General features: G+C 72.4%; 16 protein-coding genes and 2 pseudogenes. 9 read left to right on the plus strand and 9 right to left on the minus strand.

Translation table 11 applies throughout. The features are described from left to right. Window positions 1-124: 124 nt before the first annotated feature. Window positions 125-1,144 (minus strand): hypothetical protein, encoded by a 1,020-nt coding sequence (locus IH80_RS0114970; protein ID WP_030960801.1) that lies wholly within the window; start codon window positions 1,142-1,144, stop codon window positions 125-127. A 71-nt stretch (window positions 1,145-1,215) separates the two neighbouring features. Here IH80_RS0114970 and IH80_RS0114975 point away from each other — a divergent pair, with 71 nt between their 5' ends. Then, window positions 1,216-2,148 (plus strand): LysR family transcriptional regulator, encoded by a 933-nt coding sequence (locus IH80_RS0114975; RefSeq protein WP_051809330.1) that lies wholly within the window; start codon window positions 1,216-1,218, stop codon window positions 2,146-2,148. Here IH80_RS0114975 and IH80_RS43785 read toward each other — a convergent pair. After that, window positions 2,109-2,219: pseudogene (locus IH80_RS43785) on the minus strand (DNA-binding response regulator); the annotation flags it as partial. The gene IH80_RS0114975 and the pseudogene IH80_RS43785 sit on opposite strands and share 40 nt — an antisense overlap. Window positions 2,220-2,634: 415 nt before the next feature. On the opposite strand from IH80_RS43785, the gene IH80_RS0114985 reads away from it, so the two are divergent. After that, window positions 2,635-4,116: a condensation domain-containing protein gene (locus IH80_RS0114985; RefSeq protein ID WP_051809332.1), complete on the plus strand. Its 1,482-nt coding sequence runs from the start codon at window positions 2,635-2,637 to the stop codon at window positions 4,114-4,116. Window positions 4,117-4,137: 21 nt separating this feature from the next. On the opposite strand, the gene IH80_RS0114990 is transcribed toward IH80_RS0114985, so the two are convergent. The 3 genes from IH80_RS0114990 to IH80_RS0115000 all read right to left on the minus strand — a co-directional run bounded on the left by IH80_RS0114990 (window position 4,138) and on the right by IH80_RS0115000 (window position 6,223). Further along, window positions 4,138-5,373: an RNA polymerase sigma factor gene (locus IH80_RS0114990; protein ID WP_107056825.1), complete on the minus strand. Its 1,236-nt coding sequence runs from the start codon at window positions 5,371-5,373 to the stop codon at window positions 4,138-4,140. Between the two features lie 83 nt (window positions 5,374-5,456). Then, the gene (locus tag IH80_RS0114995) at window positions 5,457-5,813 is read right to left on the minus strand and encodes a YciI family protein (RefSeq protein ID WP_030960808.1); all 357 of its coding nucleotides are present in this window, start codon (window positions 5,811-5,813) and stop codon (window positions 5,457-5,459) included. Window positions 5,814-5,953: 140 nt separating this feature from the next. Further along, on the minus strand, window positions 5,954-6,223 hold the full coding sequence (locus IH80_RS0115000) for a hypothetical protein (protein ID WP_030960809.1): 270 nt from the start codon (window positions 6,221-6,223) through the stop codon (window positions 5,954-5,956). 172 nt (window positions 6,224-6,395) lie between these two features. On the opposite strand from IH80_RS0115000, the gene IH80_RS44740 reads away from it, so the two are divergent. Next, window positions 6,396-6,677, plus strand: coding sequence for a thioredoxin family protein (locus IH80_RS44740; protein WP_420708783.1), 282 nt, complete (start codon window positions 6,396-6,398; stop codon window positions 6,675-6,677). Between the two features lie 629 nt (window positions 6,678-7,306). On the opposite strand, the pseudogene IH80_RS46000 reads toward IH80_RS44740, so the two are convergent. After that, window positions 7,307-7,714 (minus strand): annotated as a pseudogene (locus tag IH80_RS46000) (BtrH N-terminal domain-containing protein); the annotation flags it as partial. 107 nt (window positions 7,715-7,821) lie between these two features. On the opposite strand from IH80_RS46000, the gene IH80_RS0115010 reads away from it, so the two are divergent. From IH80_RS0115010 to IH80_RS39355, 3 genes are all read left to right on the plus strand, one after another. After that, window positions 7,822-8,175, plus strand: a complete 354-nt coding sequence (locus IH80_RS0115010) for a DUF1304 domain-containing protein (protein ID WP_030960811.1) — start codon at window positions 7,822-7,824, stop codon at window positions 8,173-8,175. After that, window positions 8,172-8,762, plus strand: coding sequence for a TetR family transcriptional regulator (locus tag IH80_RS0115015; RefSeq protein WP_030960813.1), 591 nt, complete (start codon window positions 8,172-8,174; stop codon window positions 8,760-8,762). Before IH80_RS0115010 ends, IH80_RS0115015 begins: the two co-directional genes overlap by 4 nt. A gap of 330 nt (window positions 8,763-9,092) precedes the next feature. Then, window positions 9,093-10,337: an IS701 family transposase gene (locus tag IH80_RS39355; RefSeq protein WP_420708780.1), complete on the plus strand. Its 1,245-nt coding sequence runs from the start codon at window positions 9,093-9,095 to the stop codon at window positions 10,335-10,337. Window positions 10,338-10,510: 173 nt separating this feature from the next. Here IH80_RS39355 and IH80_RS0115025 read toward each other — a convergent pair whose 3' ends face one another. Further along, entirely contained in the window at window positions 10,511-10,753 is a 243-nt protein-coding gene (locus IH80_RS0115025; RefSeq protein ID WP_234432245.1) for a hypothetical protein, read from the minus strand. Window positions 10,754-10,828: 75 nt separating this feature from the next. On the opposite strand from IH80_RS0115025, the gene IH80_RS46005 reads away from it, so the two are divergent. Continuing rightward, entirely contained in the window at window positions 10,829-11,041 is a 213-nt protein-coding gene (locus tag IH80_RS46005; protein WP_234432246.1) for a hypothetical protein, read from the plus strand. A gap of 423 nt (window positions 11,042-11,464) precedes the next feature. Here the strand turns inward: IH80_RS46005 and IH80_RS0115040 are convergent, their stop codons facing one another. Together IH80_RS0115040 and IH80_RS0115045 are read right to left on the minus strand one after the other, a co-directional pair. After that, the gene (locus tag IH80_RS0115040) at window positions 11,465-11,671 is read right to left on the minus strand and encodes a cold-shock protein (protein WP_030960816.1); all 207 of its coding nucleotides are present in this window, start codon (window positions 11,669-11,671) and stop codon (window positions 11,465-11,467) included. Between the two features lie 183 nt (window positions 11,672-11,854). Beyond that, a complete protein-coding gene (locus tag IH80_RS0115045) occupies window positions 11,855-12,223 on the minus strand; it encodes an HGxxPAAW family protein (RefSeq protein ID WP_030960817.1) in 369 nt (122 codons plus the stop codon). A gap of 107 nt (window positions 12,224-12,330) precedes the next feature. Here IH80_RS0115045 and IH80_RS0115050 point away from each other — a divergent pair, with 107 nt between their 5' ends. Both IH80_RS0115050 and IH80_RS0115055 read left to right on the plus strand, forming a co-directional pair. Beyond that, window positions 12,331-12,852 carry a MarR family winged helix-turn-helix transcriptional regulator gene (locus IH80_RS0115050; protein ID WP_051809335.1) on the plus strand — a complete coding sequence of 174 codons (522 nt, stop codon included), beginning with the start codon at window positions 12,331-12,333 and terminating at the stop codon, window positions 12,850-12,852. 44 nt (window positions 12,853-12,896) lie between these two features. Next, a complete protein-coding gene (locus tag IH80_RS0115055) occupies window positions 12,897-14,384 on the plus strand; it encodes a DEAD/DEAH box helicase (RefSeq protein ID WP_030960819.1) in 1,488 nt (495 codons plus the stop codon). The last annotated feature ends 36 nt before the right edge of the window (window positions 14,385-14,420 follow it).

The raw sequence follows: 14,420 nt of genomic DNA on the forward strand, positions 1-14,420 counted from the left end.
CCGCAGGCGCCCTTGACGACGCAGGCGCCCGTGACGACGCAGACGCGCATGACGACGCAGGCGCGCATGACGGCACGGGCCTGCGGGCCGGCACCGGCGTGCGGCAGGGCGGCGGCCGGCTCACTCACTCGGTGGCGCGCGCCGTCTCGGTGACCGCGCCGGGGAGCCAGTCGGCGACCCGGCCGAAGGCGAAGCCCAGGGCCGTGGCCCGGCCGTTGTCCATGGCGTAGGGCCGGTCGAAGGAGAAGGGCGACGCATCGGCGCCCGCCTCGACGACCCGGTGGTGGGGCCGCCGTCCGAGCCGTTCCGCGACCACGGCACAGAGGGCGAGGACGTCCGGGGCGCCGTGCGAGGCGGCGTTGACGGGCCCGGTGAAGGTCTGCCGCGCCGTCCAGTCGAGGAAGTCGGCCATCTCCAGGTGGTGGATGAACGAGGTGCCGTACGGGGCAGCGTGGACGTCGACCGGGATCCCGGCGGCGATCCGCCGCACGTAGTGCGCGAGGCGCCCGGTGAACTCCGCCCGGCCGCCCCCGAGGACGTGCGCGGTCCGGACACTGACGAACGGGAACGGCGGCTCGTGCGGCTCGGGCGGCTCCTGCAGCTCGTGCGCCTCGTGCGGCTCGTGCAGGAAGACGGCCTCGGCCCGCCGCTTCCCCTCCGCGTAGGCCCGGGCCTGGGCCTGGGCCTGGGTGTCGCCCGGTGCGGGGGCGGGCTCCTGCCCGTACGGGAACGGCGGCCTGAAGGACGGCCGCGTGAGGTCCAGGGCCCCCTCGACGACGGGGACGACGGGCAGGGCGGGCGTGGTGCGCGGCGCGGAGCCGGCGGGGAGCGTGGCCGGGTCGTACACCTCCATCGTCGAGGTCATCACGTAGCGCCCGGTCCTTCCGGCGAACACCCGCCTGGCCACGGCCGCCTGGAGCGGCGTGTAGCAGACCTGGTCGACGACCACGTCGAAGTCCCGTCGGCCCAGGGCCGCCCGCAGCCCCGCCTCGTCGTCACGGTCGGCGAGGAGCCGGCCGACGCCGGGGGGCGGGGGGCTGGAGCCCCGGTTGAGGACCATGACGTCGTCCCCCGCGTCGCGCATCCGCGTGACCAGGGACTTCCCGAAGTACCGGCTGCCGCCGATGACAAGTATCCGCTTCATGGGTCCGACTCTCGCGTTGTATCGTCCCCAGCGGAACCGACCACCCGCTGAACGGGTCGTAAGGAAAACTGATGATCGATGTGCAGCGGTTGCGCGTCCTGCGGGCGGTGGCCGAGCACGGCAGCTTCAACAAGGCGGCCCGTGCCCTGCTGCTGACCCCGTCGGCCGTCTCCCAGCACATCGCGGCGCTGGAGCGCACGCTCGGCCACCCCGTGGCGCTGCGCAGCACACGCGGTGTCACGCTCACGGAGCCGGGACGGCTGCTGGTGGAGGCGGCGGAGACGATCTCCGCCGAACTGGACCAGGTGCGCCGCGCGATCGACCGGCTGACGCAGGAACGGCCGCGGCTGACCGTGGCCACCTTCACCAGCGGGGGCCGGCACCTGCTGCCCGCGGCCCTCGCCCGGTTCGTGGAGACGCACCCGGAGGTGGAGCTGACGGTGCTGGAGAGCGAACCGGAGGACGCCGTGCCGATGGTGCGCGGCGGCGCGGCGGACCTCGCACTCGCCTACCACTTCGACGGGCCCCCGCCGGTGCGTCCGGGCGGGCGCCCGGGCCTGGCCTGGCGGCCGCTGCTGGAGGATCCGCTGCGGCTGGTGCTGCCGGGCGGGCACCGCCTGGCCGGCCGGACCTCGGTGGACCTCGGTGAGCTGTCCGGCGACCGGTGGGTCCTGGGCTGCCTCAAGACGGAGGCCTTCCTGCGCCGGTACGCGGGGCTCGCCGGCTTCGACCTGCGGGTGGCCGCCTCCACCACCGACTACTTCTTCGCGCAGACACTGGTCGCGGCGGGCGTCGGCGTCTCCCTCGTCCCGCAGGTCGCCCTGGCCGGGGCCCCCGGGACGGTCGTGGTGCGTGTCGAACCCCCGCGTCCCGTCCGGCACATCGGCCTGGTCCTGCCGTGCGGGCGCCGTACCGACCCCTCCGTCGAGGTCCTGGCCGAGGCCCTCGCGGCCATTGCCACCGCTCAGCCCCCCGAACCGGGTGTCGCCAGGCCGGTCTCGTAGGCGAGGACCACGGCCTGCGCCCGGTCGCGCAGCGACAGCTTCGCGAAGATGCGGGCCACATGCGTCTTCACCCGAGAGCACGCTCGTCCCGCTGCTCAGCACCTCTACGCGCAGCGCGGGTTCGGCGTACCGGACCGTCACCTGGGTCCGGCCTCCCTCTCCGTGTCTGAGCGCGTTGGTGAGCGCCTCCTGGATGCATCCGGTACGCGGTGACGTCGATCCCGGCCGGGAAGGCCTGCGGCTCGCCCGACACGCGGACCTCCACCGGCAGGCCGGGTGCTGAGGGAGGAAGCCAGGGCCCACCGGGCGGCGTCCCGACGGCCCGTCGGGCATGGCGTCCACGGCTGGACGCTCCTCGAGGCCGCCCTGCGCAGGCTGACTGCCTCCGCCTGCGCGCCGCCCGCCCCGCAGGAGTGATTCCGTCACCTCCCCGGGCCGGGGGTCGTTAGGGCGTGGGGGTTGACTCGGGGGCGAAGGGATGGCGGTATGCGGCAGTTTCCTCTGGAGATGCACCACGTGGCACCCGGCAGGGTGGTCGAGTGGCGGCTCAGGTCCACCACGGCGGAGGCCCACGGGCCGGACGACCCGGCGAGCCGGAAAGCGTCCTTCAACCAGGACAAGCACTTCACCGTCGCCGAGGAGAGCCGGGCCGCCGACGACCCCGTCGCGTCCTGGGTCGCGGTCACCTTCGAGGTGACCGGCCCGCTGGACGAACGGGCCCTGGCCCAGTCGCTGCTGTCCTTCGTCCAGCGGCACGAGGTCCTGCGCTGCGCGTTCCGGCGGCTGGCCGGGGAGGTGGCCTGCGAGCCCTTCGCCCCGGCCTCGCTCGCCCTCGACCCCGAGCACGTGGGCACGTTCGAGGACGCCGGAGTGCTGAGTGACTTCCTCGTCGAACGCTTCAAGCGGAGCATCGACACGCTGTCCTGGCCCCTGTTCATCATGGGTGCCGTGGTCCGCGGGGATTCGGCGACCGTCTACCTCGCCTTCGACCACATCGTCTGCGACGGCATGTCGATGCCCATCGTCGCCCGCGAGGTGCTGACCGCCTACGAAGGCCTGTGTCGCGGCGAGGAGGTCGAACTGCCGCCCGCACCCAGCTATCTCGACTTCGCCGAGGAGCAGCGCCGCCGCTACCTGTCCATCGACGCCCGCGACGGACGGCTCGACTACTGGAAGGACTTCATGGGGCCGTCCGGCGAGTTCTTCCCGCGTTTCCCCCTCGACCTCGGCGTGGAGCCGGGGCGGATGTACCCCATCGTCAACGAGGCGTCGATGCTGCTGGACGCCGGTGAGGCGGAGGTCTTCGAGAAGACCTGCCTGGCGGTCGGCGGGAAGCCGTTCATGGGGGTGCTCGGCTCGGTGGCCGTGTGTCTGCGGGAGGCCGGCGGGCCGGGTGTCTACCGGGGGTTCATGCCGGTCAGCGAGCGCGGCCGGAGCACCTGGACGAACTCGGTGGGCTGGTTCGTCAACACCCTGCCGATCGAGTTCGACGCCTCGCCCGGGCGGGACTTCACGCAGGTGATGGCCTCCGTCCGGGCCGGGTTCGGCGAGATGATGACCCATCTCGACGTTCCGTTCGTACGGGCGTGGGAGCTGCTGGCGCCCGAGGAGTTCGCCGCCCGCTCCTGGCCGTACCCGGTGAACTTCTTCTCCTACATCGACATGCGCAAGTGCCCGGGTGCCGAGCGCCACGACGACTGGCGGCCCACCACCCACGTGTGGTCGGCGCGGGCCAACGGGGCCTGCTCGTGGTTCCAGCGCGACACCGACGGCCTGCACATGAACTCCATCTACGTCGACACCCCGGCGGCCCGCCGGACCATGGGCGACTTCCAGGAGGCGCTGCGCCGCACGGTCCAGGACATCGCCCGTTCCGGGGGTTTCCGCCGGCCCGTCGCCCTGACCCCGCAGCGCCGGCCGGTACGGATGACCCCGCTGGACGTGGCCGCGTTCGCGCGCCGCGGCTGAGCCGGGCCCCGGGAGCGCGGATCAGAGGCGGGCTGCGCGCCGCAGGAGCAGGGTGCGTTCCTGCTCGTTGCGGGTGAGTGCGGCCGCGCGTTCGAACTCGGCGCGGGCCTCGCGCGGCCGGCCGAGGCGCTCCAGCAGGTCGCCCCGTACGCTCGGCAGCAAGTGGTAGGCGCTCAGGGCCGGTTCCTCCGCCAGGGCGTCGACGAGCGGCAGGGCGGCCGCCGGCCCGTCGGCCATCGAGACCGCCACCGCGCGGTTGAGTTCCACGACCGGTGAGGGGGCCAGCTGGGCCAGCCGGCCGTACAGGATGGCGATCCTGGCCCAGTCGGTGTCCTCGTAGCGGACGGCCGCCGCGTGGCAGCCGGCGATCGCGGCCTGGAGGGAGTACGGGCCGCTGCCGGCGCGGTTCATCGCCCGGACGCCCCTGGCGATGAGCAGGCGGTTCCATCTGGCCCGGTTCTGGTCGGCGAGCAGCACCGGCTCGCCGTCGGGTCCGGTGCGGGCGGCCGTCCGGGACGCCTGGAACTCCAGCAGGGCGGCAAGTCCGTGCACCTCGCCCTCTTCGGGCATGAGGGCCTCCAGGACACGGGCCAGCCGCAGGGCGTCCTCGCAGAGGGCGGGCCGGACGAGGTCGTCGCCGGAGGTGGCCGAGTAGCCCTCGTTGAAGACCAGGTAGATGACCTCCAGGACCGAGGAGAGCCGTGCGTCGCGGTCGGCCCCGTACGGGACCTCGAAGGGCACCCCGGCCTTGGCCAGGGTCCGCTTCGCGCGCACGATCCGCTGGGCGACGGTGCTTTCGGAGGTGAGGAAGGCGCGGGCGATCTCCTGGGTCGTCAGTCCGCCGACGAGGCGCAGGGTGAGGGCGATGCGGGCCTCGGTGGGGAGGACGGGGTGGCAGGCGGTGAAGATCAGGCGCAGCAGGTCGTCGTCGATGTCGTCGGGTTCGGCCGGTTCGGCGGGCGGCGGCTCGTCCTCGAGGGTCCGGCCGACCTCGGCGAGCTTGCGCGCGTACGTCTCCTTGCGGCGGACCAGGTCGATCGCGCGGTGCTTGGCGGTCGCCATGAGCCAGGCGCCCGGACGGTCCGGGACACCCGACTCGGGCCACTGCTCCAGGGCGGTGACGAGGGCGTCCTGGGCGATCTCCTCGGCGATGCCGACGTCCCGCACGATGCGGGTGACGCCGGCGATGATCCGCGCCGACTCGATCCTGAACACCGCTTCGACCGCCCGGGCCGCATCCCCTGCCGTCACGGCCACCCATCAGAGCAGCCGTGACGCGGCAGGGCAAACGCGGCACGAGCGGGCGGGATCACCTCCGGGTGGTCCTCCTCGGCCCGGAGCTACATCTCCTGGATCTCCCGGATCTCGGCGCTGACGTTCCATTCCGGCGGGTGGATCTCCAGGAACCGCCGCGTCCACTCGATCGCCTCGGCCTTGTCCTTGCACTGGCTGAGGGAGTAGCCGCCGACGACCTCCTTGGTCTCGGTGAAGGGTCCGTCCGTGCAGCTGATCTTCCCGCCGGACCAGTTGAGGCGGGTCCCCTCGGAGGAGGGGAGCAGCCCGGCGGTGTCGAGCATGACGCCGGCCTTGGTGATCTCCTCCAGCAGGGCGCCCATGCGCTGTTCGAACTCGGGCGGGAACTCGTTGGGGGGCAGGTCCTGCTCGTTGATGCGGATCATCGTCAGGAAGCGCGGCATGGTGGCTCCTCGGTCGTGCGGGCGGGGGCGTTCCCCGCCTCTCACCCTTGCGTCGAACGGGCGGCGCCCGGATCGACAGCCCTACGGAAAGTTCTTCGGGGAATTTCCGCGGGGCCGGACGCGACCGGAACCGCGGGCGGTCAGCGGCTGTCGCCCGTCCAGTCCCAGTGGCCCGGGTCGCCCGCACGGCGGCGGTAGTGGGCGCGGCCGCCCGCCCCGTAGCGCCCTATCTCGGTGGGCAGGCGGGCCTCCTCGTCGAGCTGGGGCGTGCTCCAGCCCGTGATGTCCAGGAGGAGCCCGTCGAGCGGGCCGCCGACCAGTTCGCCGTAGTCGCGGCCGGGGCGCGGGCCGGGGTCGGGGTCCTCGTGGTCGGCGCCGTAGACCCGGCGCCGGAGCATCCTGTCGTCCATGCTGATCAGCTTCACAGGCGCCACTGACAACGGCCCGGCGACCGCCGGTCCGGGCGGCGGCGATGATGGGTGCCGCGCACCCGGCGGAGGGGCGCACGAGCGAGGAGCGAGAAGCATGGCACAGGGCGTGCACCGGCCACAGGAGGACGCGGAGTTCGACTTCGTCCTGTCGATGACGACGGGTCCCGTCCTCGCCTATTTCTGCGGCACCTGGCCCAAGGCGGCGGAGGCCTGCCGCGCGATGGACGCGGTCGTCGGTGAGCTGGTGCGCGAGTACGGGACGCGGTTCACCGCCGTCCGCACCGACATGACCCGCTGCCCCGGGCCGACGAAGCGGTACGGCGTGGCCGGGGCGCCGACCGTGGTGCTCATCGAGCAGGGCGAGGCGGTCGCGAGCCAGGCGGGCCCGATGAACCACGAGGAGTTCCGGGCGTTCCTGGACGCCCACCTCTGACGCTCACGCCCACCCGGTTCAGGGGGTACGGCCTGCTCGGAGGAGGGTGACGGCGCGGCGTTCCAGGGCCAGCGCGTGCTCCACCAGGGTGGCGAACTCGTCGAAGAGCGCGCGCCGCGCCCTGGCCTCCGTGTCCCCGCCGGGGCCTGCGTCCCGGCCGGCGGCGCGGGCCAGTTCCGCGAGCCGGGACCAGTGCCCGGCCGACTCGCGGAACAGGGCGGCCGCCTCGGGCCGTGCGACGAGGTCGAGGAAGTCCGCGTAGAGCGGCCGGGTGGCGCCGGGGGCGGTCCACTCCTCCTGCAGGCAGGCGTACAGCCGGCGGGCCCCGCGAGGAAGGCCTCCGGGGCGGAGAAGCGGCGCTCCCAGCCGGCTTTGGTACGTGTGTCACGCAGCTGCGCGGCGAGCTTCTCCATTCCGGAGAAACCGAAGTTGACGTCGAACCTGTTGCCGAGCACCGGCCCGGTGAGGCGTGCGGCCGTGGCGGCGAGGGCTCCCTCGACGTCGGGGGGCCCGGCGGCGGGGCCGGTGGGCACGATCATCTCGTGGCGGCCCCTGCGGTGCCCGGACCAGGCGGCGCCGAACACCTCGGCGGGGATCCGGTACGGCGTCGGGGCCCCGTCCTCGACGTAGAGGGTGCCGCCCTCGTGGCCGGCGATGACCACGGTGTACGAATCGGCTCCGGCCGTCTCGTCCTGCGGGCCGTGCCACGGGAGCCCGGACCGGTCGACGGTGCAGAACACCGGACGGCCGGCGTCGAGGGCGGCATGGACGCGGTCCCAGCGCGGCCCGGCGCTGTGGAACACCTCGTGGGGGACGCGGAGCCGGTCGAGGGCGGAACGGACCCAGGGGTCGGGGTGGGCCTGGGCGACGATCGTGAGCAGGGGTGGCCGGCCGCCGTACTCGAAGACGAAGTACATGAAGCCGATGCCGCCCGCCAGGCCGGCGACGAGTGCCTCGTCGTGCGTGCTGCCGAGGGCGTGCCGGACGAGGGAACTCTCACGGTGGCGTCCGGTGCCGAAGTCGTCGTACAGCAGCATGCGCTCAGGGTAGCCGCGGGGTCGGACACCCGAGTTCCTGTACAGTTGTCCAGGAACTCACCCTCCCCCGTTCCCATCCCTGATTCCGGCGAGAAGAGGAGGCGGCCATGCATACGGTCGCTCAGATCCTGATCGGCCTCGTGGCCGCGCTGCACGCGTACTTCCTGGTCCTGGAGATGTTCCTGTGGCAGCGGCCGCCGGGCCGGGCGCTGCACGGCTTCGACGCGGACACCGCCCGCCTGACCGCGCCGCTCGCCGCCAACCAGGGGCTGTACAACGGCTTCCTCGCCGTCGGCCTGGTCTGGGGGCTGGTCATCGGCTCTCTCCCCACGCAGGTCTTCTTCCTCGTCTGCGTGATCGTGGCCGGCGTGTTCGGGGCGGCCACCGCCAACCGCCGGATCCTCTTCGTCCAGGCCGTACCGGGCGCCCTCGCGCTCGGCGCCGCGCTGCTGGCCGCATGAGCCCGCAGGACCGTGCACAGGGCCGTGCGGAGGACCCCCGCACGGCCCGCACGAGGGCACGGCTGCGCGAGGGCCTGCTGGCCGAGTGCGCCGGACGGCCGCTCGCGGAGGTCAGCGTCTCGGCGGTGGTCCGCCGGGCCGGCGTCGGGCGGGCCACCTTCTACCTGCACTACGAGGACCTCGCCGCGCTCGCCGTCGCCGCGTGCGCGGACGTCGTGCACGCGGCGGTCGACGCCCTGCACGCCTGGCAGGCCGGTCCCTCGCCGCTCCCTCCGGTACGCCCCCCGGCCGCGCTCGCCGAGTTCCTGGCGGGGGCGGCCGGACGGGGAGCGCTCTACCGCACCCTGCTCCTGCCGGGCGGCGGCGGCCCCCTCGGCGACCGGCTGCACCGCGAGCTGCGCGCCCGTGCCCGTGCCGAACGCGCGGCGGTGGGCGCACCCCGGCCCGAGCTCGTCGCCTCGGCGGTCGCCGCGGCCTTCACCGGGATCCTCGCGGACTGGCTGCACGGGGAGATCCCGGCGGATCCGGGCGACCTGGCGGATCACCTGTGGTCCCTGCTCCTGGCCCTGCACCGCGCCACCCGTTAGTACTGCAACGGTGTTTGCCGTGAACCTCGCCCGGCGCCGCCGGAGCATCGACCACGTTCTGCACTGGTCACACTGGCGGCGACGACAGTTCCACGCACGTGTCAGTCATGACAAACAACGCGGTCACACACCACCAGGGGCCAACCAACCATCACGGCAAACACCGTTGCAGTACTAGTACTCCAGCAGCGTTTTGCTATCTGGCCTGTTCAGGGGCGTCGTGGGGAGTGTAGTGGGAGGGTGGGGTGCCGGTGGTGGTCTTGGCCGGGTGCCCCACCAACGAGTGGATGCGAGGTATGGGCCGGGCTGAGTCGTGGACAGCTTCTCTTCGTGATCGACGACCACGCGGACGCGGCCTGGGAACGACAACTCGAGGACCTGTTCCTTCGGATCGGCCACCGTTTCGGCCGAGCCGACCTGCGGCGCAGGGGACGGGACTACATACGAGGGCTGCTCGCCCCCGTCGGCCGTAAGAACGGCTGGCAACTGGCCGAATTCGCCGGCCATCGCACGCCCGACCGCCTGCAACGGCTCCTGAACAGGGCGAACTGGGACGCTGACGACGTCCGTGACGACCTCCAGTCCTACGTCGCTGAGCATCTCGGCGAGGAAGCAGGGGTACTCGTCGTCGACGACACCGGCTTCATCAAGAAGCGCATCACCTCCGCCGGGGTCCAGCGCCAGTACTCCGGCACCGCCGGCCGCACCGAAAACTGCCAGGTCGGCGTCTTCGCCGCATACGCCCCCACCCGCGGCCGTGCACTGGTCGACCGGGAGCTCTATTTGCCCAAGTCCTGGACGGACGACCGCGACCGCTGCCAGGCGGCAAAGGTCCCCGACGAACGGGGCTTCGCCACCAAAGGAGAGCTGGCCAAGCGCCTGGTCCTGCGTGCTCTGGCCTCCGAACTTCCCATCGCCTGGGTGACCGCGGACGCCGCATACGGGCAAGAGGGACGCTTCCGCCGGCTGCTGGAGCAGTCCGGGCTTGGCTACGTGCTCGCAGTGCCCAAGTCCCAGCAGGTTTTCGGCCCGCGCATCGACCACCTCTTCGCCCAGGCCCCCGACGAGGCATGGGAGGCGATCTCCTGCGGCGAAGGCGCCAAGGGGCCACGGCTCTACCACTGGGCGGTCCTGGAGTTGCCCACGGTGGCCGAGTTCGACTACCAGGGTCAGGCCCCCGTGCGCCGCCGGTGGGCACTGGCCCGCCGCAGTCTCAGCAAGCCTGAGGAGATCGCCTACTACCTCGCCTACACACCCCTCGACACGACCATTCAGGAGACGGTGCGGGTCGCCGGGATGCGCTGGCAGATCGAAGAGTGCTTCCAGGCCGCGAAGAACGAGTGCGGCCTGGACCAGTACGAAGTCCGCCGATACGTGGGCTGGTATCGCCACATCACGCTGGCGATGCTGGCCCACGCCTACCTCGCAGTCATGGCCCACGAAGCCGCAAAGGGGGGTGCAGAAACGGTTCCGGCGCCGTGGTTCCCCTCACCGTGGCAGAAGTCCGCCGGCTCCTGGCGCTTCGCCTCGTCCCGGGCGGCCGCCCCGGCCGGGCGCTTCGCCGCCACGTCCTGAGCTGGTCACTCTGGCGTCGCAGACGCCAGGCGACAGCCCGCCACCGCCACTACCAGCGGCGCATCCACTCGTTGGTGGGGCACCCAGCCAAGACCACCACCGGCACCCCACCCTCCCACTACACTCCCCACGACGCCCCTGAACAGGCCAGATAGCAAAACGCTGCTGGAGTACTAGGCCCTCTGTTGCCAGCCGCCGCCCTCCACGGCCCAGCCTGTGATCTCGGGCTTGACCGGAGGGAGCGCCCACGGTTCCAGGGCTCCGTCGCAGAGCTCCGCCAGGAACTGGACCATGCCGCCCTCGTAGTGCCACCAGGCGCCGTTGCGGGAGCAGATGGTGATCGGCCAGTGCTCCGGATCGTCCCCGAGCACGCTCCACAAGAACTGGTCACCCTCCGTCGAGTTCCCCCAGGTCATCAGGGGCGTCGAAATGAGCTCTGCAGGACGCAGATCGGCGGGGTGGTCGCAGCTCCACCTCTCCGATCGCGTCCCTTGCGCCTCCGAGCGGGCTTGACCTACGCCGAGCTCTACGAGCGCTGCCTGGAGCCGGAGGACGTCGTCGTCCCTCCGGCGCCACGCATCGTGGCGTATGTGGAAGCGCTCGTCGGGCGGTATCCGGACGACGTCGATCGCAGTGTCGTACGGGCGTCCCCGCCGGTCGTCGAGGAGGCATCGGGCCCGATCGTGTACTTGCTCATGTCCTGAGGCAAGGCGGAAGACGTGTCCGAGTACGCCGCTACGCTCGCTCGCGAACACGGACTCGTCTGCTTCGATCCGCAGGGAGAATGCCTCCGACCGTGATCTTCTCGTGCGTTCAGGGGGCGGACCAGCGGAAGGGGCCCGCGATGAGGAGGCCGACGGGGCAGACCGTGCGGCCTTCCCTGATGGCCGCGCTGACGAATGACGCGTGAGGAGTACGCCCTATCGGCAAGCACCACGGTCAGCCCGGTGCGAGGTCGCCACGTCGGCGCGGGACACGCAGGCGGCCCCTCACGTCCGCGAAAGCGGGTGCGTCACCGGCCTGCCCGGCGGCGAGACGCCCTGGGGGGCCCGCACCGCGGCCAGGCCGCAGAAAAACCCCGCCGGAGGACCGGCGGGGTTCCGTTCGCGGCACGGCTCGTGCGGTGGCTACCCGATGGGGACCACGTTCTCGGCCTGGGGGCCCTTGGGTCCCTGCGTGACGGTGTAGTCGACCCGCGCGTTCTCCTCCAGCGACTTGAACCCCTGGGCCTGGATCGCGGAGAAGTGCACGAACACATCAGGACCGCCGTCGTCCTGCTGGATGAAGCCGAACCCCTTCTCCGAGTTGAACCACTTCACGACACCTGTTGCCATCTTGCTGATCCTTCACAACGGTCCACTGCGGGCCGCACACGCGGCCGTCTCGATCCTGCCCAACGGTCCACCACAGCACACGCTGAACGCGGCCAACCGGGGCGCGTCGCACATTCGAACTTGCAGACGACCTGTCCGCGATTCGAGGGAACCAGGCCGGCCCGCACGGCCGGCCCGCACAGGTCACGCGCCCGCGTCACTGCTCTGCAGCCGCACCGCGGGCCGGGGCCGGGTGGCCGCCCCGGCCGCCCGGCGCGGGCCGGCCACCCGGCAGCCGAGGCAGTCGGCATGCCCGGCGAGGGCGGTGGTGTCCCGGGTGCGCCAGTCCCATTCCACCTCCGGGCGGGGGCCGCTCGGCTTGCCCCAGCCCGCGAGGTGCAGCAACCAGGTGACGGCCCCGGCCAGGACGACGGCTCCGAGGCCGATGACGATCCCGGGCGGCCAGGCCGCGCACACGGCGACCCCCGCTCCGGCGAAGCCCAGCAGGGCCAACGTGGTTCCGGTCCAGCCGGCCACCGTGTGGCCGAGATCGACGTGACCGTGCGCGCTCATGGTTCTCCCTGGTCGAAGGGGCGGCAGTAGGCTCGGACAAGGAGATGCTTATTTCGCAAGGTAAGTATCTCACTAACTAAGTAGCTTAGATACTAAGGAGAATGTGCGTGCAGGGCAAGCCCCGCCCGGCGGCCACGGCCGCGGAGGCGCTTTCGCGCATGGACCAGTTCGTCGCCCTGGGCATCGTCGGCCAGCAGGAAGTGGCGCAACGGCTCGGACTCAACGTCACCGACCTGACCTGCCTCGGGCACATCCTGGGCGCCGGCGAGAACCCCCTCGCCGCCGGCGACCTGGCCGAGCTGGTGGACCTCACCACCGGCGCCGTCACCGGCGTGCTCAACCGCCTGGAGAAGGCCGGCTACGCCCGGCGCCGTCCCGACCCCGCCGACCGGCGCCGCGTCCGGGTCGTGGCGGAGCCGGCCGCAGCGGCCCGGGTCTTCGCCGTCTACCAGCCGTTCTACGACCGGCTGGGCGCGCTGTTCGCCGACTACACCCCCGACGAGACCGCCGTGATCGCCGACTTCTTCGAGCGCGCCGCGGCGGAGGTCCGCGCCCACTGCGCCCAGGTCCGCGCGGGCGAACTCGACGCCCCGGCGGGCCTGCCCCCCGCTGGTACCATGGGCGGTTGACCATCTTCTTTCCTTCTTCTCTCCCCCGCTTCGAAAGGTCCTGCATGAGGAACCCGTCAGCTCATGGCCGCTTCGGTGTGAAGGGCGGTGCGAAGGGCGGCGCCAAGTCCGCCGCCAAGGCCCCCCGCAGCATCGGGCCGCAGGGTGAGTTCGCGATGCCCGAGCCGAAGTCGCCGGCGCTGGCGCCGGTGGAGTCGTTCTCCGAGCTCGACCTGCCCGCTGAGCTGGTGGAGACCATGGCCTCCCTGTCGGTGACGCAGCCGTTCCCGATCCAGGCGGCCACCCTCCCGAACGCCCTCGCCGGGCGTGACGTCCTCGGGCGCGGCCGGACCGGGTCGGGCAAGACCCTGGCCTTCGGTCTCGCCCTCCTGGCGCGCACAGCGGGACGGCAGGCCGATCCGAAGCGCCCGCTGGCGCTGGTTCTCGTACCGACGCGGGAGCTCGCCCAGCAGGTGACCGAGGCGCTGGAGCCGTACGCGACGGCCCTGCGGCTGCGGATGGCCACGGTGGTCGGAGGGCTGTCCATCGGCCGTCAGGTGAGCGCCCTGCGGACCGGCGCGGAGGTCGTCGTGGCCACCCCGGGGCGGCTCAGCGACCTGGTCGGGCGGCGTGACGTGCACCTGGAGCGGGTGCGGATCACGGTGCTCGACGAGGCCGACCAGATGTGCGACATGGGGTTCATGCCGCAGGTCACGGAGATCCTGGACCAGGTGCACCACGCGGGTCAGCGGATGCTGTTCTCGGCGACCCTGGACCGCAATGTCGACCAGCTGGTGCGCCGGTACCTCAAGGACCCGGTCTCGTCCTCCGTCGACCCGCAGGCGGGCGCCGTGACGACGATGGACCACCACGTCCTGCACATCCACGCGGCGGACAAGATCTCGGCGGCGACCGAGATCGCGGCCCGTGACAACCGCGTGCTGATGTTCCTCGACACCAAGCACGGCGTCGACCAGTTCGTGAAGCACCTGCGCGCGATGGGCGTACGGGCCGAGGGGCTGCACAGCGGCAAGTCGCAGCCGCAGCGGACCCGCACCCTGGCCCAGTTCAAGTCGGGGGCCGTCACCGTGCTGGTCGCGACGAACGTCGCCGCGCGCGGCATCCACATCGACGACCTCGACCTCGTCGTCAACGTCGACCCGCCGGCCGACCACAAGGACTACCTGCACCGCGGCGGCCGCACCGCCCGGGCCGGCGAGTCCGGCCGGGTCGTCACCCTCGTCACCCCGAACCAGCGCCGGGACATGGTCCGGCTGCTGTCCGACGCCCGGATCCGGCCGACGATCACGCAGGTGCGGTCCGGTGAGGCGGCGCTCAGCCGGATCACCGGCGCGAAGGCCCCGTCCGGCGTGCCGCTGTCCGGCGCCGCGCCGACGGACGCCCAGGGCAGGCCGTCGGGGACGGAGCTCGGCTTCCGCGGCATCGGTACGCGCCCGGGCCGGCCCGGCAAGGGCAAGGAGTCCCGCAGGACGCTGGAGGCCCGCCAGCAGGCCGAGGCGCGCCGCGCCGCCAGGGTCCGCCGGGGCATCTGACCGCCCGCGGACCCTTCCGCGCCGGACCGCGGCCGG

Source organism: Streptomyces sp. NRRL S-378 (assembly GCF_000720645.1).
Lineage (GTDB): Bacteria > Actinomycetota > Actinomycetes > Streptomycetales > Streptomycetaceae > Streptomyces.

Excerpts from the sequence above, each read along its gene's own strand:
- IH80_RS0114970 (WP_030960801.1), bottom strand. The coding sequence starts at position 1,144 with ATGAAGCGGATACTTGTCATCGGCGGCAGCCGGTACTTCGGGAAGTCC.
- IH80_RS0114975 (WP_051809330.1), top strand. The coding sequence starts at position 1,216 with ATGATCGATGTGCAGCGGTTGCGCGTCCTGCGGGCGGTGGCCGAGCAC.
- IH80_RS0114985 (WP_051809332.1), top strand. The coding sequence starts at position 2,635 with ATGCGGCAGTTTCCTCTGGAGATGCACCACGTGGCACCCGGCAGGGTG.
- IH80_RS0114995 (WP_030960808.1), bottom strand. The coding sequence starts at position 5,813 with ATGCCGCGCTTCCTGACGATGATCCGCATCAACGAGCAGGACCTGCCC.
- IH80_RS0115000 (WP_030960809.1), bottom strand. The coding sequence starts at position 6,223 with ATGGACGACAGGATGCTCCGGCGCCGGGTCTACGGCGCCGACCACGAG.
- IH80_RS44740 (WP_420708783.1), top strand. The coding sequence starts at position 6,396 with ATGACGACGGGTCCCGTCCTCGCCTATTTCTGCGGCACCTGGCCCAAG.
- IH80_RS0115010 (WP_030960811.1), top strand. The coding sequence starts at position 7,822 with ATGCATACGGTCGCTCAGATCCTGATCGGCCTCGTGGCCGCGCTGCAC.
- IH80_RS0115015 (WP_030960813.1), top strand. The coding sequence starts at position 8,172 with ATGAGCCCGCAGGACCGTGCACAGGGCCGTGCGGAGGACCCCCGCACG.
- IH80_RS0115025 (WP_234432245.1), bottom strand. The coding sequence starts at position 10,753 with ATGACCTGGGGGAACTCGACGGAGGGTGACCAGTTCTTGTGGAGCGTG.
- IH80_RS0115040 (WP_030960816.1), bottom strand. The coding sequence starts at position 11,671 with ATGGCAACAGGTGTCGTGAAGTGGTTCAACTCGGAGAAGGGGTTCGGC.
- IH80_RS0115045 (WP_030960817.1), bottom strand. The coding sequence starts at position 12,223 with ATGAGCGCGCACGGTCACGTCGATCTCGGCCACACGGTGGCCGGCTGG.
- IH80_RS0115055 (WP_030960819.1), top strand. The coding sequence starts at position 12,897 with ATGAGGAACCCGTCAGCTCATGGCCGCTTCGGTGTGAAGGGCGGTGCG.